The organism is Phytohabitans kaempferiae (genome assembly GCF_042433955.1).
GTDB lineage: Bacteria > Actinomycetota > Actinomycetes > Mycobacteriales > Micromonosporaceae > Phytohabitans > Phytohabitans kaempferiae.
This window is the reverse complement of record NZ_JBHLUH010000041.1, coordinates 100,647-118,429: the sequence shown is the minus strand read 5'-3', so window position 1 is coordinate 118,429 and position 17,783 is coordinate 100,647. Positions and strand designations below refer to the sequence as shown.

16 protein-coding genes are annotated in these 17,783 nt (G+C 73.2%); 5 read left to right on the top strand and 11 right to left on the bottom strand.

Annotation, left to right across the window (positions count from 1 at the left end):
• Nucleotides 1–135 precede the first annotated feature (135 nt).
• From ACFFIA_RS21155 to ACFFIA_RS21140, 4 genes are all read left to right on the top strand, one after another.
• Entirely contained in the window at nt 136–924 is a 789-nt protein-coding gene (locus ACFFIA_RS21155) for a CAP domain-containing protein (protein WP_377253282.1), read from the top strand.
• A 122-nt stretch (nt 925–1,046) separates the two neighbouring features.
• Entirely contained in the window at nt 1,047–2,423 is a 1,377-nt protein-coding gene (gene pelF, locus ACFFIA_RS21150) for a GT4 family glycosyltransferase PelF (protein WP_377253280.1), read from the top strand.
• Nucleotides 2,420–3,574 carry a hypothetical protein gene (locus ACFFIA_RS21145; protein ID WP_377253279.1) on the top strand — a complete coding sequence of 385 codons (1,155 nt, stop codon included), beginning with the start codon at nt 2,420–2,422 and terminating at the stop codon, nt 3,572–3,574. Before pelF ends, ACFFIA_RS21145 begins: the two co-directional genes overlap by 4 nt.
• Nucleotides 3,574–3,996 (top strand): putative glycoside hydrolase, encoded by a 423-nt coding sequence (locus ACFFIA_RS21140; RefSeq protein ID WP_377253277.1) that lies wholly within the window; start codon nt 3,574–3,576, stop codon nt 3,994–3,996. The genes ACFFIA_RS21145 and ACFFIA_RS21140 overlap by 1 nt, the downstream gene beginning before the upstream one ends.
• Before the next feature lie 14 nt (nt 3,997–4,010).
• On the opposite strand, the gene ACFFIA_RS21135 is transcribed toward ACFFIA_RS21140, so the two are convergent.
• The 9 genes from ACFFIA_RS21135 to rsmD all read right to left on the bottom strand — a co-directional run bounded on the left by ACFFIA_RS21135 (nt 4,011) and on the right by rsmD (nt 12,371).
• A complete protein-coding gene (locus tag ACFFIA_RS21135; protein WP_377253276.1) occupies nt 4,011–6,206 on the bottom strand; it encodes an MMPL family transporter in 2,196 nt (731 codons plus the stop codon).
• An 875-nt stretch (nt 6,207–7,081) separates the two neighbouring features.
• Entirely contained in the window at nt 7,082–7,942 is an 861-nt protein-coding gene (gene mutM / locus ACFFIA_RS21130; RefSeq protein ID WP_377253274.1) for a bifunctional DNA-formamidopyrimidine glycosylase/DNA-(apurinic or apyrimidinic site) lyase, read from the bottom strand.
• Nucleotides 7,926–8,735: a ribonuclease III gene (gene rnc / locus ACFFIA_RS21125; protein WP_377253272.1), complete on the bottom strand. Its 810-nt coding sequence runs from the start codon at nt 8,733–8,735 to the stop codon at nt 7,926–7,928. The genes mutM and rnc overlap by 17 nt, the downstream gene beginning before the upstream one ends.
• Nucleotides 8,728–9,657 (bottom strand): phosphate acyltransferase PlsX, encoded by a 930-nt coding sequence (locus tag ACFFIA_RS21120; protein WP_377253395.1) that lies wholly within the window; start codon nt 9,655–9,657, stop codon nt 8,728–8,730. Before ACFFIA_RS21120 ends, rnc begins: the two co-directional genes overlap by 8 nt.
• A gap of 96 nt (nt 9,658–9,753) precedes the next feature.
• Entirely contained in the window at nt 9,754–9,927 is a 174-nt protein-coding gene (gene rpmF, locus ACFFIA_RS21115) for a 50S ribosomal protein L32 (protein WP_168113045.1), read from the bottom strand.
• 5 nt (nt 9,928–9,932) lie between these two features.
• Nucleotides 9,933–10,496 carry a YceD family protein gene (locus ACFFIA_RS21110; protein ID WP_377253271.1) on the bottom strand — a complete coding sequence of 188 codons (564 nt, stop codon included), beginning with the start codon at nt 10,494–10,496 and terminating at the stop codon, nt 9,933–9,935.
• Nucleotides 10,497–10,576: 80 nt separating this feature from the next.
• Nucleotides 10,577–11,074, bottom strand: a complete 498-nt coding sequence (locus ACFFIA_RS21105; RefSeq protein WP_377253394.1) for an ATP synthase subunit B family protein — start codon at nt 11,072–11,074, stop codon at nt 10,577–10,579.
• Between the two features lie 242 nt (nt 11,075–11,316).
• Complete coding sequence (gene coaD, locus ACFFIA_RS21100) at nt 11,317–11,793, bottom strand: pantetheine-phosphate adenylyltransferase (RefSeq protein WP_377253269.1); 477 nt, start codon at nt 11,791–11,793, stop codon at nt 11,317–11,319.
• On the bottom strand, nt 11,790–12,371 hold the full coding sequence (gene rsmD, locus ACFFIA_RS21095; RefSeq protein ID WP_377253268.1) for a 16S rRNA (guanine(966)-N(2))-methyltransferase RsmD: 582 nt from the start codon (nt 12,369–12,371) through the stop codon (nt 11,790–11,792). Before rsmD ends, coaD begins: the two co-directional genes overlap by 4 nt.
• 312 nt (nt 12,372–12,683) lie before the next feature.
• On the opposite strand from rsmD, the gene ACFFIA_RS21090 reads away from it, so the two are divergent.
• The gene (locus tag ACFFIA_RS21090; protein ID WP_377253267.1) at nt 12,684–13,793 is read left to right on the top strand and encodes a cell wall anchor protein; all 1,110 of its coding nucleotides are present in this window, start codon (nt 12,684–12,686) and stop codon (nt 13,791–13,793) included.
• Between the two features lie 155 nt (nt 13,794–13,948).
• Here ACFFIA_RS21090 and recG read toward each other — a convergent pair whose 3' ends face one another.
• Nucleotides 13,949–16,153, bottom strand: a complete 2,205-nt coding sequence (recG, locus tag ACFFIA_RS21085) for an ATP-dependent DNA helicase RecG (protein WP_377253266.1) — start codon at nt 16,151–16,153, stop codon at nt 13,949–13,951.
• Nucleotides 16,150–17,760 (bottom strand): fatty acid kinase ATP-binding subunit FakA, encoded by a 1,611-nt coding sequence (locus ACFFIA_RS21080; protein ID WP_377253264.1) that lies wholly within the window; start codon nt 17,758–17,760, stop codon nt 16,150–16,152. The genes recG and ACFFIA_RS21080 overlap by 4 nt, the downstream gene beginning before the upstream one ends.
• Nucleotides 17,761–17,783: the final 23 nt, after the last annotated feature.

Sequence of the window (17,783 nt, the reverse complement as noted above, 5' to 3'; positions counted from 1 at the left end):
GGCCCAGATCACCCGACTCAGCCATGATCAACATGATCCTTGGCGGCGCCTTAGATCTTCCTTAGGGCGATTGCCCAGGTGGGAGCGCCCCCGTACCGTCCGGCTCGGCCCACACATCCGCCCTGGAAGGACCCTATGGACGCCGACGCGCCGACGCGGCACACCGGCCGGCACCGGCCCACGAGCCGCCTGCCTGGCCCTCTCGGCCTCGCGGTGCTGGTCGGCGTCCTGCTGCTGGCCTTCGGAGCGGGCGCGGCGATCCTCCGGCCAAGCCTGACCGGCGGCGGAGATTCCGGGACTAACCGGACGGCTTCTGACCGTACGGACGAAGCGGGCGGCATCGGCGGGTTCGGCATCGCGCTCGCCGCCACCGCGACCCCCACCACCAGCCCGGACGCGACTCCGGCGGCCACGCCCACGCCGACGCCCACCGCCAAGGCCACCCCCCGGGCCACCACGAACCCCACGCCCAAGCGCTCGACGACCCGCGCCACGACCCGCCCGCCCGCCGGCGGGGGCACCGGCACCAGCACCGCCCAGTCCGCCGACGAGAACCGGGTCGTGGAGATCACAAACCAGGAGCGGGCGGAGGCCGGCTGCGGCCCGGTCAGGGTCAACACCAGGCTCGCGAACGCGGCCCGCCTGCACAGCCAGGACCAGGCCGACCACAACAACATGTCGCACACGGGCAGTGACGGCAGCTCGCCCTGGCAGCGCTCGGAGCGGGCCGGCTACGACAACGCGATCGGCGAGAACGTGGCCGCCGGCTACCGCACCTCGGCCGCGGTCATGGACGGCTGGATGAACAGCGACGGCCACCGCGCCAACATCCTCAACTGCGACGCGAAGGCGATCGGCGTGGGGCTGGCGTACGCGAGCAACGGCACGCCGTACTGGACACAGATGTTCGGTTCTGCGGTGTAGCGGGTCCGCCTGGTGTAGCGGGTCGCGCCCGGTGTAGCGGGTCGCGCCCAGTACAGCGGGGCCGCGCTGTCGCGTAGCCGACAACACGCCCTTAGGGTTCGACCTCGATCGTTGCCCCCTGCATGCGGGTTGCGCTTATCACGGACGATTCCTACCCGTACGTCAGGGGTGGCGCCGGCGACTGGTGCCACCGGCTGGTGCACGGGCTCGACCGGCACACGTTCCACCTGGTCGCGCTCGGTGGCGACGAGGAGGCGCGGCGGGAGCCGGCGTACGCCCTCCCGGTCCACGCCCTCCTCCATCCCGCCGCCGAGCCCCGGCCCGCCCCAGCCGGGCGGCTGGCCCGGCACCGCCACCGGCGGGCGGCCACCGCGGCGGCGGTACTCCTCTGCCGTGGGCTGCTCTCCGACGGCGAGCAGGGCACCGCGATGTTCGCCGAGAGCCTGCGCCTGCTCGCCGACCTGGCGCTGGCCGGTGGTCCCCCGCTGCGCGGCGTACCCGTCTCCGACGTGCTGCTCGACGCCTGGCAGACGGCCCGGTGCGAGCCGGCGCTCCCCCGCCTCTCGGTACGGGACGCCCGGCTCGCGGCAGAGCACCTCCACCAGGCGCTGCTGCCGCTCTCGGTACGCCCGCCGGCCGCCGAGCTCTGCCACGCCGTCGCCGCCGGGCCGGCGCTGCTGGTGGCGCTCGCCGCGCGGTGGCAGGCGGGTACCCCGTTCCTGCTCACCGAGGACCGCCCGCCCGCCGCGGTCGAGGGCCCGGACGCGGTCAAGGCGGTACTGCTGCGCTACCACCGGGCGCTGCGCCGGATCGGGTACGCCGAGGCCGCGCTCGTGGTCTCGGCCAGCCGCTTCAACCAGCGGTGGGAGCTGCGCGACGGCGCCGACCCGGCCAAGGTCGTGGTCGTGCCGGGCGGGGTCGAGCCGGTGCGGTACGCGCCCCTGGAGACCGAGCCGCCCGCGCCGACCCTGGTCTGGGTCGGGCAGATCGCACCACACAAGGACCTGCAAACACTGATCCGGGCATTCCGGCAGGTACGGGACGCGGTACCACACGCCGGGCTGCGCCTCTCCGGGCCGGAGACCGACACCGGGTACGCGGACACCTGCCGCCGCCTCGCCGACCGGCTGCGGCTCGGCGACAGCGTGGTGTTCACCGGGCCGGTGCCGTCCAGCCGCGAGGCGTACGCCGCCGGCCACCTGGTCGTCTCCTCCAGCGTCACCGAGCACACGCCGGACGCGCTGGTCGAGGCGATGCTCTGCGGCCGGGCCACGGTCAGCACCGACGTGGGCGCGGTGGCCGAGGCGGTGGGCGACGCCGGTGTGGTCGTGCCGCCGGGCGACCCGGTCGCGCTCGGCAGGGCCTGCGTCGAGCTGCTCCGCGACCCCGAGCGGCGGCAGTGGCTGGGCGCCGCGGGTCGGGCGCGGGCGCTGCGACTCTTCACAGTGGACGGTATGCGCCGCGCCTACGACCACCTGTACCGGGACGTGGCCGCGTGAGCGAATCCGTGGCGGAGCTGGCCCGGCGGTTCGAGCGGGGCGTGGTCGACGTCGACGAGCTGGTCGCCGCGCTCGAAGCCGCCGGCATCAGCGACCGGCTGGCCGAGCGGCGGTACGGCGTGCCCACGGTGTTCGCGCTCGGCGAGGCGGTGCTCGCCCACCTGGAGCGCCCGCCGGTGCGCGCGCCCCGGCCGGTGCCGTACGTGCGGGCCGCCCTGCGCCGCTCCGCGCTCCTGCTCACGCCGGTGGTCTGCGCGCTCGCCGCCGCCGACGAGCTGGCCCGGGTCGGTTGGGCGGTACCGGCGGTGGCCGCCGTGCTGGGGTGGGCCGGGGCGCGTGGCCGCGCGTACGCCGCCGCCGGCGCGCTCCTGACCGCCGCCGCCTGCGGGCTCGCCCCCGCCACGCTCGCCGGTCCCGACCGGGGCCTGGCGGTGGCGGTGGGGCTGACCGGGTACGCGCTGGTGGCGGGCGCCCGGACCGGGCTGCGCTGGGCGGTGCCGGCGTGGCTGGCCGCCGGGGCGCTGCTGGCCGGCCTCTGGGACCGGGTCGAGGTGCTGCCGGTGGCGGCCGCCCTCCTGCTCGCCGCCGCGCTGCGGATCCGCGCGCACGCCCCGGTCACCGGCGTGCTCGTGGCGCTCTGCCAGGGCGCCACCGCCGTACTCGTGTGGCGGGCCGCTCCGGACGCGGCGGTACTCGCGCTCGGCGTACCCCTGCTGGTCTTCGTGGTGTGCTGGCACGAAGCCCGCGCCGCCACCGCGACGGACGCGCACGACGACCTGCGCGCCTTCCACGCGGAGGTGCGTGACCTCGGCACGGTGACCGTGGGGGCGCTGGTGCCGCCGCTGGTGGCCGGGGTGGGGCTGGGCGCGGCGGCCTACCGGCTGCCGTACCTGCTCTCCAGCCATCCGGGCGCGCGCGGGCTGGTGCTCGGCTGCGCGGCGGTGCTGCTGCTCGGTGGCGTCCTGGCGCTGACCACACTCCTCGCCGCGCGGGGGCGCCGGCTGGCCGCGGCGGCGCTCGCGGCCGCGCCCCTCGGCGCGCTGGTGGCCGGCGGCACGCTGCTGCCCACCACCGTCGCCGCGCTCGCGGCCACCTACCTCGCCGGTCTCGTGCTCGCCGCGCACGCCGTCTTCGATCCGGAGCGCTACTGATGGGACAGTTTGCCAAGGTCGACCTCAGGCACGGGGAGCGTCCCCTCGCCGACGTGCTCGACGCGGTGGAGCGGCAGGCGGCACAGCCGCACGAGGGGATCTTCCTGGACCGGATCCCCGGCGACCCGGCCGGGCTGGGCGTGGTCGCGCTGGCGGTGCGAGTGGCCCGCCGGGTCGGCTTCGACCTGGTGGTGCTCAACGCGCGCGGGCCGGTCGACCCGGCGTACCGGAGCCTGGACGCGGCGATCTGCGTCTTCGACGGTGACTGGGCGGAGTACCAGCGGTGGTCGGGCGAGGGCGCGGTGCCCGGCGACGGCCACCTGGTCTACGGCGTGCCGGCCGCCCAGACCGAGGTGGCCCGCCGGATGATGGAGTGGCGCGGTGCGGGCTTCGGCGTGGTCGCCGAGGCCCGCACCTGGTAGCCGCCTGACTGTGCTCAGTGGACCGAGACCAGCTCCCGCTCCGGGGTCCTGGCGTGCCTGGCCGACGGGCGCTTGCGCCGCAGGCGCGGTGTCCACCAGTTGGCGTCGCCCAGCAGCGTCATCGCCGAGGGCAGCACGACCGCGCGGATGATGGTCGCGTCGAGCAGGATGGCCGCGGCCAGGCCGACGCCGAGCTGCTTCATGTCGATCGTGCTGAGCGTGGCGAAGATGGAGAAGACCGCCACCATCACGATCGCCGCGCTGCTCACCGTGCCGGCCGAGTTCGTGATGCCGTACGCCACGGCGTCCCGGTTGGACACTCCGCGCCGCACCGCCTCACGGATCCGGCTGACCACGAAGACGTGGTAGTCCATGGAGAGTCCGAAGAGGACGACGAAGAGGAAGAGCGGCAGCCAGGTCACGATCGACTCCATCGACGTGAAGCCGAGCAGCCCTTCCGCCCAGGTGCCCTGGAAGACCAGCACCAGCAGGCCGTACGCGGCGCCGACCGAGAGCAGGTTGAGCACGATCGAGGTGAGCGCCACCACCACCGAGCGGAACGTCAGCACCATCACCACGAACGTGAGGATCAGCACGAACGCCATCACCAGCGGCAGCTTCTCGCGTACGTGCGAGGCGTAGTCGACGCTGCCGGCCACGTCCCCGCCGACCGCGTACTCCACGTTGGACAGGCCGGCCATCGCCTCCGGCACGTACACGTCGCGGAGCTTGTCCAGCGACTGCCGCGCCTCGTCGGTGCGCGAGTGGTACGGCGTCGCGATCCGCAGCATCGTCACCGTGCCGTCGGCGGACTGCTCGATGTCCGGCCCGTCCGCCTCCACGGGGGCGAAGAGCGGGTCGCCGCCGACCTTCCGGGCCAGGGCGGCCAGCGTCTCCCGCACCTGGGCCGCCTCCGCCGCCGGCGCCTCCACGGCGAGGTTGTGCGCCGTGCCGGTGCTCGGGAAGGCCGCGGTCAGCCGGTCGTACGCCTGCATCGCCGGCGTGGTGCGGGGCAGGTCCTCCATGCCGGGAAACTTCAGCTTCATCCCGGCGGCGGGCACCGCCAGGGCGAGGAGCGCGCCGACCGACAGCACCAGGGCGAGCAGCGGGCGGCGCAGCGCCGGCCGCAGGATCGCCGGCCAGAAGCGGGACGCGCCGGAGCGGCGGGTTTGGAGGCGCCACAGCAGCGGCACGCGCGGGCGGTCGACCCAGCGGCCGAGCTTGCCGAGCACCGCCGGCAGCACGGTCAGCGAGCCGATCACCGAGACCGCCACCACCAGGATCGAGCCGACGGCCAGCGAGGAGAACACCACGTCGGTGGCGAGGAAGAGGCCAGCCATCGCGATCATGACGGCCAGGCCGGAGACCACCACCGCGTGCCCGGAGGTCTCCGCCGCGATCTCCACCGCGTCGATGTGGCTGCGCCCCTTGGCGCGTTCCTCCCGCTCGCGCCGGATGTAGAAGAGCGAGTAGTCGACGCCGACCGCGAGGCCGATCAGCAGGATCACGCTGTTGGTCGTGTCGGTCGCCGGCAGCAGGTGCGAGGCGATCGTGGACAGGCCCATCGCCGCGAAGACCGACGACATGGCGAGCAGCACCGGTACGCCGGCCGCGATCAACGCGCCGAACGCGACGACGAGGATCGCCAGCGTGACCGGCAGGCTCAGGATCTCGGCGCGCTTGAAGTCCTCGCCGAGCGTCGCGTCCAGCGCCTTGTTGATGGAGGGGCCGCCCACCTCGTCGACGCGTACGCCTGGATGCGCCGCCTGGAGCGCGGCGGTCGTCTCCTCCAGCGGCTGGAGCCGGTCCGCGGCGTCCTCCCGCTCGCCGCTCATGGTGATCGGGATGAGCAGCGCCGAGCCGTCCCGCGCCGGGATGGGCGGGTCGACCTTCGCCACGCCCTCGGTGGCGCTCATCCGGCTCACCGCGTCGGCGGCCGCCGCGTCCGCCGCCGCCCGGTCCAACGCTCCACTGGGGGCGGTGATCAGGATGTTCTCCACCGCCGGGTTGTCGAAGTCACCGTGAATCTCGATTACGGACGCGCGACCGGCCTCGCCGATCGCCTGATCCTCGTCGGTCGCCTCGTTGAGACCGGCCGCGTTGCCGCCCACGAAGCAGACCGCCACGAACACCGCCCACAGCGCGATGGCCCGCCATGGGTGCTCCGCGCTCCACCGCGCGACGCGCACCGTCATCGGTCGCCTGCCCATCGCGGGCTCCCCCTCCGCCAGAGTCCTGTCCACAGCACCTGACGCTAGGCAGCGACCGGCTCGGCGACATCCGGGAGCGACCCGCTGCGGCCCCGGAAGTCGCACCTCGGGAATTACCCCGACCAGAGACTTTCGGCCCTGGGGGTCCGCCCCGATGCCGAACCCCGGTCCGCGTCACCTGCGGACCGCACGCTCCCGCGGGCACCGCTCCGTCCGGCGGCTCGCTGGCGCTCCCCGAAACCCCGGCCTCCGCTGCCAGGCCCGCGGGTCAAGCCCCGGCCCCTGGGGTTGCGCCTCGGAGTTCATGTTCAGAAAAGGCTGTCGAGCTGGGCGCACCAACGCGCCCACGCCGCCAGCTCGCGAGGTTGGCACCCGGATCACGGCTGAGCCGGCCGCTTGTGGGCCGGCCAGCGCCCTAACGCCTCAATGATCACAGCGAGCCTGCCGGATCTAGACGACCTGTGGCGTCAATAGCAGCCATAACTCGTCCTAATCCAGAGGCTGCCCTGCCCGGTGGACGGTCCGAGCGCCACCGGTCCAACGAACTATCCCCGACCGATCTCGAAACTGAGAGAGCGTGCCGACGATGCGGCGCGATTTGGGCGCGTCGGTGCGCCCAGCTCGACAGCTCTCCTGAACACGGACCCGACCTGCCTCCCGGGCCGAGGCCCGCCCGTGTTGGGCCGGGTCGCGATCGTGGGGACGCGGAGGGAGAGGCTGCGGGAGCAGCGGCCCGGAGCACGGCGGACATCGCGGCAGCTCCCCTCTGCCACACCAAATCGAGCCGCAACGGAAAGCGGAAGATCGCTAGACGAGTCATGGCTGGCATGGCGCCACAAGTCGTCCAGCATTGAGCCCAGCCGGCCGCGCCCTCTCTAGCTTGCCCTGACCGGCGAACGGGGACGGGGCTGGCACTTCGGGCACGAGTACGAGGAGCGGTTCATGAACGCCTCGCGGCGGATCGGGGCGCCGCAGCGGTTGCAGGGCTCGCCTTCGCGGCCGTACACGTTGAGCGAGCGGTCGAAGTAGCCACTCTCCCCGTTGACGTTGACGTAGAGCGCGTCGAAGCTCGTGCCGCCCGCCACCAGCGCCTCGGAGAGCACCTCGCGGATGTGCCCGAGCAGCCGGGCCGCGGCCGGCTTGGTGATCGCGTCGGTGGCGCGGGCACCGTGCAGTTTGGACCGCCACAGCGCCTCGTCCGCGTAGATGTTGCCCACTCCGGAGATCAGCGTCTGGTCGAGCAGGGCCCGCTTCACCTCGGTGTGCTTGCGGCGCAGGTTGGTCACGAAGTCGACGTCGGAGAAGAGCGGGTCCATCGGGTCGCGGGCGATGTGCGCGATCTCGGCGGGCAGCTCGGCGCCGCCCGGCGAGACGGAGAGCCCGCCGAACGTGCGCTGGTCGACGAAGCGCAGCTCCGGCCCGTCGTCGTCGAAGCGGAACCGGATCCGCAGGTGTACCTCGTCGGGCGCGTCGCCGGGCTGGAAGAGCAGCTGGCCGGACATGCCGAGGTGGCCGATGATCGCGTCGCCCGAGTCGAGCGGCAGCCACAGGTACTTGCCGCGCCGGCACACGTCGACGACCCGGTGACCGGCGAGCACGGCCGCGAAGTGGTCGGCGCCGGGCAGGTGCCGGCGGATGGCCCGTGGATGGCGTACCTCGACCGCCGCGATCCGCCGCCCGGTCACCCACTTGGCCAGCCCTTGGCGGACGGTCTCGACCTCAGGAAGCTCCGGCACTGTCCCCTCCCGCCTCCGGGACGCCCACGGCCGGACTCGCGACGGCGGGCGGGGACACGCTGGCGGCGGACGCTCCAGCGGCCTCGCCGAACTTCGCGGACAGCGTGCGGTACGCCGCCTCGGCCGCCCGCTGCTCGGCCTCCTTCTTGCTGCGTCCCTCGGCGCCGCCGTACCGGTCGCCGGCCACGACGACCCACGCGGTGAAGGTCTTGGCGTGGTCGGGGCCCGCCTCGTCGATCCGGTACTCCGGCACGCCCAGCCCCAGCGAGGCGGTCAGCTCCTGGAGGCTCGTCTTCCAGTCGAGCCCGGCACCCCGCCCCGCCGACTCGGCCATCAGCGGGTCGAAGAGGCGGTGGATCACGCCGGAGGTGGCGTCCAGCCCGTACTGGAGGTAGATCGCGCCGAGCAGCGCCTCCAGCGTGTCGGCGAGGATGCTCGCCTTGTCCCGCCCGCCGGTGGTCTCCTCGCCCTTGCCGAGCAGCAGGTACGGCCCCAGCCCGAGCGGACCCAGCCCGCGCGCCACTTCGGCGAGCGCGCGCATGTTGACCACGCTCGCGCGCAGCTTGGCGAGCTGTCCCTCGGGCAAGTCGGGGTGGTTGTGGAAGAGCGCGGTCGTGATCACCACCCCGAGCACCGAGTCGCCGAGGAACTCAAGCCGCTCGTTGGTCGGCAGCCCCCCGTTCTCGTACGCGTAGGAGCGGTGCGTCAGCGCCCGTTCCAGCAACTCCGAGTCGAGGGCGACGCCGAACGCCGCCTCCAGATGGTCGGCCGGCGGCCGCTTGCGCTTATCCATGACTCACCCCTAGCAACGTGGCGATCTCGGTGGCCGCGGCGCGGCGGTGCAGGTCTGCGGCGAGGGCGATGCCGGAGGCGACGTCGGCGCCGGTCGCGGCGCCGTGGCAGACCACCACGACACCACCGACGCCCACCAGCGCCGCGGCCCGGTGCGGGGTCTCGACCCGGTCCGGGCGGCAGCGTGTGTATGTGCCTTCGATGCCCTTGAGCAGCACGTTTCCGGTGAACCCGTCGGCGACGATCACGTCGGCGCGGGCACCTAGCGACACTTCGTAGCCCTCGACGAGCCCGACGTACCGGGCACCGGAGGGGAGGGGCTGCGCCGCGATGAACGGGTCGGCGACGCGCCGCGCCCGGTCTCCCTTGCCCGGCTCGGTGCCGATCGACAGCAGGCCGACCCGGGGACTGGGCATGTGGTGGACGGCGGCGGCGTACGCGGCGCCGAGCGCGGCGTGGCGGGCCAGCGTGCCGGGGCGCGCCTCGACGGACGCGCCCACGTCGAGCAGCACCACCGGGCCGGCTTCGGCCGGGAGGGTCGCGACGAGCGCCGGGCGGCGTACACCGGTCCAGCGGCCCAGCCCGAGCACGGCGGCGGTGACGGTCGCGCCGCTGGCCCCGGCCGAGACGAGCGCGTCGGCGCGCCCCTCGGCGACGGCGGCCGCGGCGGCGCGGACGGTGGTGTCGGGGCGCTTGGCGCCGGTGGGCGCGTCGGCCATGCCGACCACCGCCCGGACCGGGCGCACAGAGACGCGCTCCCGCTCAGCCGGTGGGAGCGCGCCAACCATCTCGCCGGCCACTTCAGGTGGGCCGACGAGCAGCAGGTGGAGGTCGGGATCGGCGTCGCATGCCCGCAGAGCGCCGTCAACCACGACGGCGGGTGCCCCGTCCCCGCCGAGGAGGTCAACGGCGATCCGCGCGATGCCCGGTTCTACGTGAACGCCGGCCGGACGAGGCCGGCCGGCGGCTGGAACCGGAGCTGCCCGACCCGGGGTCGGGAGTTCCACGCGCGGCTCGGGTCAGACCTCGATGACCTGACGGCCGTTGTACGTGCCGCAGACGGTGCACGCCGCGTGCGGGAGCTTCGGCGAGCGGCACTGCGGGCAGGCCACCGTCGCCACCGCCGTGGCCTTCCACTGGGCCCGGCGCGACCGGGTGTTGCTGCGCGACATCTTGCGCTTGGGGACCGCCACGGTTCCTACTCCTCTTTCCGGTTCAGTTGCGACAGGGCCGCCCACCGGGGATCGACCTGCTCGTGGCTGTGACCAGCCGGCAGCTCGTCCCAGTGCACCCCACACTCGGGGCACAGCCCTGGACAGTCTTCTCGGCACAGCGGGTTGGTGGGCAGCGCGAGCACCACCGCATCCCGCAGCACCGGCTCCAGGTCGACCAGGTCTCCCTGCAACCGGCCTACCTCGTCTTCGTCGGTCGTCTCGTCCGTGGTGCTGTGCTCGTACGCATACAGCTCCTGGATCGGGACGACCACCGAGTCGCTGATCGGGCGCAGGCACCGGCCGCACTCGCCCGCCACAGCGGCGGACGCGGTGCCGGAAACCAGCACTCCCTCGGACACCGACTCCATCCTCAGGTCGAGGGTGAGATCGGCGCCTTCGGGCACCCCGATCAGCTCCAGCCCGAGGTCTGCCGGTGCCGGCACCACCCGATTGACCGTACGCATCGCACCAGGTCGGCGCGGCAGCTCCCTCGTGTCGAGGACCAGCGGCGACCTGGGATCGAGGTGGGTCGGCGAGTAATTGGGCATCGTGAGACTCCGGCCTGGTAGGAGGCCGACGGTCTACGGTACCCGAGGCATCGGTCCGGCGTCGAACCGCCCCGGTCCGCTCAGAACGGGAGGGGCCGCTCGTTCTCCTCCCCGGTGAACGTGCCGATCTCGCGGAGCGCGTGCATCTTGTCGCGGCCTCGCTCGATCGAGGCGAGCGCCCGGGTGAGGAACTGCTCGAAGTTGGCCAGCGCGGTGTCGACGTAGTCGTCGACCTCCTCGCGCAGCCGCTGGGCCTCGGCGCGGGCCTCGGCGATGATCCGGGCACCCTCGTGCTCGGCGGAGACGGTGATCTCGTTGACCGAGACGAGCCGGGCGTGCTCCGTCTCACCCTCGCTGATGATCCGGTCAGCCTCCCGCCGCCCAGCGTCGATGATCTTGTCGCGCTCGTCCAGCAGGGCCGAGGCCCGCCGCAGCTCGCTGGGAAGCTCGGCGCGGAGCTGGTCGAGGGCGCCGATCATCTCGCCGCGATCCACCATGCAGTTGGTGCGCGACATGGGGACCGACCGGGCAGCCTCCACGATGGCGATGATCTCGTCGATGCGGTCGAGCGGGTCCACCGGCGCCTCACTCCTGTCGTCCACAGCCGACCCTCACATGATGAGGGTGGTCACCCCATGATGCGGCCCCAGGACCGAAAGGTACGCCCACTCACGTTCCGCCGGGCGCGTCGCCCTGTGTCGCAGTGCCGTCACCGACACCACCAGCGGTCATCCGGCTCTCCGGCAATCGGCCATCCGGTCGGGGCGCTCCCCCGCCCAGGGGCGGCCCTCCGGCCGGGCGGACAGCGCGGTCGGGGCGGTCAGCCGCCCAGGCGCTCCAGCAGCCGTGCGGCCACCACGTCAGGCACATGGGACGACACGTCACCGCCCCACTTCGCGACCTCCTTGACGAGGCTCGACGAGAGGAACGAGTAGAGGGGGTTGGTCGGCATGAACAGCGTCTCGACGCCGGCGAGCCCAATGTTCATCTGCGCCATCTGCAGCTCGTAGTCGAAGTCGCTCACCGCGCGCAGGCCCTTGACCACCACTGCCGCGTCGTGCTTGCGGCAGAAGTCGACCAGCAGGCCCCGGAACGACAGGACCCGCACGTTGTCGTACCCCTTGGTGACCTCGCGCAGCATGTCGATGCGCTCGTCCTCCGTGAAGAGGCCGGTCTTCGACTGGTTGATCAACACGCCCACGATGAGCTCGTCGAAGAGCCTGCTGGCCCGGCCGACGATGTCCAGATGCCCGTTGGTCACCGGGTCGAACGAGCCGGGACACACCGCACGTCTCACGATCGGCGACCGTACCAAAGCGTCGTCTCGCCGTATCGCCGGCTGTGCTCGCCGGTGATTCCTTTCACCCAGGTCAGCGCCCGTGAGCGCGTGGAACGCTCGATGACCACCACGGCGTCCGCCGCCAGCCAGCCACCGTCGACGAGGGCCGCCTGCACGGCGGTGACCTCCTCGTCGGGTACGGCGTACGGCGGGTCGGCGAAGACCACGTCGTATCCGCCCCCCTCCGGGTATCCGCCCCCCTCCGGCCCGGCCGCGAGCACGGTGCTCACCTTGGCGGTGGCGAGCCGGGCGGCCGAGCCGACGCCGAGCGCCGCGATGTTCTGCCGGACGATCCGGGCGACCCGGGCATCCGACTCCACCAGCAGCACGTGCGCCGCCCCGCGGGAGAGCGCTTCGAGACCGACCGCGCCGGAGCCGGCGTAGAGGTCGGCGACCCGCGCCCCCTCCAGGTCGGCCATCGACTCCAGCGCGCTGAAGAGCGCCTCGCGCACGCGGTCTGACGTGGGACGCGTGCGGTCGCCGGGCGGCGCGGCGATCCGGCGGCCGCCCAGCGTGCCGGCGACGATGCGGGTCATGGGGCTGACGCTACGCCACGCCCCTGCGAGTCACACCAGTAACAGCAGCCCCACCACTACACAGGGACACCATTCGGCTTCGCTCCGACCATAGAAGATCACGACTTCACAACGGGATTCTTAGTTTGGCTTCAATTCCTCTGCGCCCCTTCAGGAACCGCTAAGGTCGTGCGCTGTGTCGGCAGCGTCCTCGCCGACACGACGACCTGGGGAGGCGTCGGACGGGTTGCGGCTGGACTCCGCAGCGACCGGCTGTGCCATGCCTGAGCCCCGGGCCGCGCCCTGAAGACCCCCCTTTGTTCAGGAGTACGCGTGAATCGTAGGAAGCTGTCGCTGCGCCGCCCGCTCGCCCTCGTCGGCGCGGCCGCGCTGGGCCTCGCCGCGGCCCTCATGGTCGCGTCGCCGGCCAGCGCCCACCACAGCGAAGTGGACGGCAAGGCCGTCTGCGACACCGAGACCGGCGAGTGGGTCGTCACGTGGACCGTGACGAGCTTCGCCCCGCAGGGCGTGGAGCGCTACAAGCTGGTCAAGGCCGACCTCACCCCGGCCGGCACCACCGTCACGGAGATCCGGACGACCGAGGGCAACGACTACCCGTACAGCGTGGACACTCCGGTGGTCGGCGTGCAGCGTGTGCCCGGTGACGCCACGAGCGCGTCGCTGACGGTCAAGGCCAAGTGGAAGAAGGAGCGCGGCGCCCACCTCGAGCGCGACGCCAAGTCCAAGACGGTTGAGCTGGGCGGCGAGTGCAAGAAGGACGTCCCCTCGACGACCGCCCCGACCGCCAGCTTCTCGCCGGACTGCGAGGGCACCGTCAACGTGACCCTCGGCAACGGCCAGGAGGCCACCGCGGCGGTCAAACTGACCGTCAGCGCCGGTGAGTTCAAGGAGACGTTCACGCTCGAGCCGGGCGAGACCAAGACCGACATCCAGGTGCCCGCCGACGCCGGTGAGATCACGGTGAGCCAGGAGGGCAAGGAAGAGCCGGTCGGGACGTACACCTGGACCGAGCCGGAGAACTGTGTCGCACCGGGCGAGCCCGAGGGCGACATCGAGCTGACCTGCGACGAGATGATCTTCACGGTCAAGAACCCGGCCGACGGCGAGACGGTGACCATCACCCTCACGCCGAACACCGGTGAGCCGCAGACGCTGACCGTCGCCCCGGGCGAGACCAAGTCGGCGACCTTCCCGGCCAGCGAGGGCCTGACCGTGACCCCGTCGGTCGAGGGCGAGGAGGGCGAGCCGATCGCCTGGACCGCGCCCGACGACTGCGAGCCCGGTGCGGGCGGCGGCGGCCCCGAGCTGCCGGTGACCGGTGCCGCGGCTGGCGGTATCGCCGGTGGCGCGCTCGCGCTGCTGGCCATCGGCGCGGTGCTCTTCTACCTGGCCCGCCGGCGTCGGATGACCTTCACCGCCTAACGCATTCCACCCCCTCCGCGGCCCGCGACGACACCCCCCGGTCGTCGCGGGCCGCACCCGTTCCCGGGCGCGGCCTCAGCGTTTCGGAGGCGGCCTCAGCGTTTCGGAGGCGGCCTCAGCGTTTCGGAGGCGGCCTCAGCGTTTCGGAGGCGGCCTCAGCCCTTTTCGAGGTATTCGGCGCGCTCCTCGTCGACCAGCGCGGCCACCGAAGCCGCCAGCGCCGGATGGCGCTCCAGCTCCGGGTCTTCCTGGACCAGGGAGATCGCCTCGACCCGGGCCTCGTTGATCAGCTTGGCGTCCCGCAGCAGCGACAGCAGCCGCAGGTGGGAGCGGCGGCCGGACTGGGTCGCGCCGAGCACGTCGCCCTCGCGGCGCTGCTCCAGGTCGATCTCGGCGAGCCGGAAGCCATCGGTCGTGGAGGCAACCGCGTCGAGCCGCTCGCGGGCCGGCGTGCCCTCCAGCGCCTCGGTCACCAGCAGGCACAGCCCGGCCGCCGAGCCACGCCCCACGCGCCCGCGGAGCTGGTGCAGCTGGGAGACGCCGAAGCGCTCGGCGTCGAGCACCACCATGACCGTCGCGTTGGGCACGTTGACGCCGACCTCGACCACCGTGGTGGCGACCAGCACGTCGATCTCGCCGCCCGCGTACGCCCGCATCACCGCGTCCTTCTCGTCGGCGGCGAGCTTTCCGTGCAGTACGCCGATGCGCAGCCCGTGCAGCGGCCCCTCGGCGAGCAGCGGCGCCACGTCGAGCACCGCCACCGGGGGACGCTTGCCGTTGTCGTCGGTCGCAGCCGAAGCGTCCTCGTCGGATGTGTCGCCGATCCGGGGGCACACCACGTACGCCTGGTGGCCCGCCGCCACCTCCTCGCGGATCCGCTTCCACGCGCGCTCCAGGAAGGCCGGCTTCTCCGCCGCGGGCACCACGTGCGAGGCGATCGGCGAACGCCCCTTCGGCAGCTGGGAGAGGGTGGACACCTCAAGGTCGCCATACACCGTCATGGCCACCGTGCGCGGGATCGGCGTGGCCGTCATGACCAGCACGTGCGGCGGCTGTGTGCCCTTGGTGCGCAGTGCGTCGCGCTGCTCCACGCCGAAGCGGTGCTGCTCGTCGACCACCACCAGGCCGAGGTCGGCGAAGTCGACCCCCTCGTACAGCAGGGCGTGCGTGCCCACCACGATGCCCGCGTGCCCGCCGGCGATCTCCTCCAGCGCCTTGCGCCGGGCCGCCGCGCCGAGCGAGCCGGTGACCAGCGTGACCCTGGTCGCGTCGGGCGCAGAGTCGAGCTCGCCGGCCCGGCCGAGCGGCCCGAGCAGGTCGGCGATGCCCCGGTAGTGCTGGGCGGCTAGCACCTCGGTCGGCGCGAGCATGGCCGCCTGACCGCCCGTGTCGACCACCTGAAGCATCGCGCGTACGGCCACGAGCGTCTTGCCCGAGCCCACCTCGCCCTGCAACAACCGGTGCATGGGGTGGGCGGTGCCGAGGTCGCCGGCGATCTCCTCACCGACGGTCTGCTGGCCCTCGGTCAGCTCGTACGGCAGCGTGGCGTCGAAGGCGGCCAGCAGCCCGTCATCGCGCCGGGCGCGGGGGCGGGCCGGCCACGACGCGGCCCGGTGCTTGCGCTGCACCAGCGTCAGCTGCACGGCGAATGCCTCGTCCCACTTGAGCCGCCGCCGCGCCTTGTACAGCTCCTCCTTCGAGGTTGGGCGGTGGATCTCGCGGAGCGCCTGAGCGATGCCGACGAGGTTGCCCTGCGCGCGCACGCCGGCCGGCAGCGGGTCTTCCGGCGGGCTCACCATCTCCAGCACCACGCCCACACACCGCGCGATAGTCCACGTGGGCACCTTCGCCGCCGCCGGGTAGACCGGGATCAGCGCGCCGGCGAACTCCTCGATCTCCTCGGACGCCTCGCCCTCGTCGGACAGCAGTACGTACTGCGCGCCATTGAGCTGCCGCTTGCCGCGAAACTCGGTCACCTTGCCGGCGAAGAGCCCCCACCGCCCGGGGCGCAGCTCCTTCTCCCGCCACACCTGCCGGCGCCCGAAGTAGGTGAGCATCAGCACGCCGCCCGCCCCGTCGCCGACCGTCACCTCGAGCATCTCGTCGGCACCGCCCCGGATCCGGCGGCGGTTGGTGGCACGCACCTGGGCCATCACCGTGACGTCCTCGCCCACCTCCAGCGAGCGGATGTCGGTGTGCTCGCCCCGCTCGTCGTAGCGCCGGGGGAAGTGGTAGAGCAGATCGCCGGCGGTGTGCAGGTCGAGGTGGCTGGCGAGGGCCTTGGCTGTGTTGGCGCCGAGCACCTTCGTCAGCGGAGTGTCCACATCGACGTGGCCGGACGGTGTCGCGGGAGCAGTCATTCGATGCCTACCAGGAGCGGATAGGTGGGCTGGCCGCCGTCGTAGACCTGCACCTCCACAAACGGCCACCGCTGCGCGAGGTGCTCGCTGAGGTCGTCGCCAAGGCCGGGGGGCGCGTCGGCGCCGAGCAGCAGCGTGGCAAGCTCGCCGCCCCCGCCGAGCATGCGGTCGAGCAGGTCGCGACAGGTCTGCGCCAGGTCGGTGCCGATCAGGTGCACCTCGTCTTCGACCAGCGCCAGCACATCGCCCGGTCGGCAGCGGCCGACCATCGTGAGCGCCTCGCGGCTGGCGTAACAGACCTCGGCGTATCGACACGCGCCCGCCGCCTCGGCCATCGCGATCACGTCGTCTTCGAAGCCCCGCCCAGCGTCGCGCACGGCCAGCGCGGCCAGCGCCTGCACCGGGGAGCGCGTGGGGACCACACTCACGCGCACGCCCTCCACCTGCGCCTCGCGCGCCGCGGCCCCCGCCACCGCCTGGGTATCCGGATCGTCGGGGAGCACCACCACGCGCCCCGCCCGCGTGGCCCGCACGGCGTCGAGAAGCTCGGCGGTCGAGGGGTTGCCCGCCACGACCCGCGCCCCCTCGCCCGCGAAGAGCTCGACAAGCCCCGGCCCGGCGGCCACCACCACCGCGCCCCGCCCGTCTGGGTCGAGCGGCGGCGCCTGGTCTTCGAAGCGGGTCACCGTGATGCGATGGGGTCGCCCCGCCTCCACACCAGCCTCGATGGCGGCGCCGATGTCGTTGACGTGGACGTGGACATTCCACGTAGGGGGGTCGCCGACCACCACCAGCGAGTCGCCGAGCCCCGCCAGCGTCGACTTCAGCCGCTCCACCGCGGCGGGGTCGGCGTCGAGCAGGTACTGCACCTCGTATCCGTACTCCGGGGAACCACTCTCCCGCACGGCGCTGACCGGGCGGTGGACGGTGATCGGCGCGGACCTCGCCTTTTGCCCGGGGACGACGGCGATCGGCGCGGGATCCACCTCCTGCCCCGTGACGACGGCGACCAGCGCGTCGAGCAGCAGGCAGAACCCCCGGCCACCGGCGTCGACCACGCCCGCGCGGGCCAGCGCCGGCAACTGCTCGGGCGTGCGGGCCAACGCGCGCGCCGCCGCCCCCGCCGCCGACCGCGCCACCACGTCAAGCTCGTCGGACCCGGTCGCCGACGCCTCCTCCGCCGCCGCCGACGCCACGGTCAGGATCGTGCCCTCCACCGGCTTGGCCACCGCCGCCCGCGCCGCCGCGGCCGCCTCACCGAGGGCCCCGGCGAGTGCCCGCCCGCGCACGCTCCCCGCGCCGGTCAGCGCGTCGGCCATGCCGCGCAGCAACTGGGAGACGATCACGCCGGAATTGCCCCGCGCGCCGAGCAGTGCCCCGCGCGACATCAGCCGCAGCACCTCACCGCTGTGGTCACCCCCGTTGACCGCGTCGTTGGCGATGGCCTGCTGTGCCGAGGCGACGGTGAGCACGAGGTTGGTGCCGGTGTCACCATCGGGCACGGGATAGACATTGAGCCGGTCGATCTCCTGCTGGTGCTGGCGCAACGACTCCAGCCCGGCCGCGCACCACCGGCGCACCGCCTCCGCGTCGAACGTCTCCAGCACGCGATGAGCCTACTGTCGCCCAC

Coding starts and splice junctions, on each gene's coding strand:
- ACFFIA_RS21135 (WP_377253276.1), bottom strand. CDS start 6,206: ATGGGCAGGCGACCGATGACGGTGCGCGTCGCGCGGTGGAGCGCGGAG.
- recG (WP_377253266.1), bottom strand. CDS start 16,153: ATGACTGCTCCCGCGACACCGTCCGGCCACGTCGATGTGGACACTCCG.
- ACFFIA_RS21110 (WP_377253271.1), bottom strand. CDS start 10,496: ATGCCCAATTACTCGCCGACCCACCTCGATCCCAGGTCGCCGCTGGTC.
- pelF (WP_377253280.1), top strand. CDS start 1,047: ATGCGGGTTGCGCTTATCACGGACGATTCCTACCCGTACGTCAGGGGT.
- rnc (WP_377253272.1), bottom strand. CDS start 8,735: ATGGATAAGCGCAAGCGGCCGCCGGCCGACCATCTGGAGGCGGCGTTC.
- ACFFIA_RS21140 (WP_377253277.1), top strand. CDS start 3,574: ATGGGACAGTTTGCCAAGGTCGACCTCAGGCACGGGGAGCGTCCCCTC.
- ACFFIA_RS21155 (WP_377253282.1), top strand. CDS start 136: ATGGACGCCGACGCGCCGACGCGGCACACCGGCCGGCACCGGCCCACG.
- rsmD (WP_377253268.1), bottom strand. CDS start 12,371: ATGACCCGCATCGTCGCCGGCACGCTGGGCGGCCGCCGGATCGCCGCG.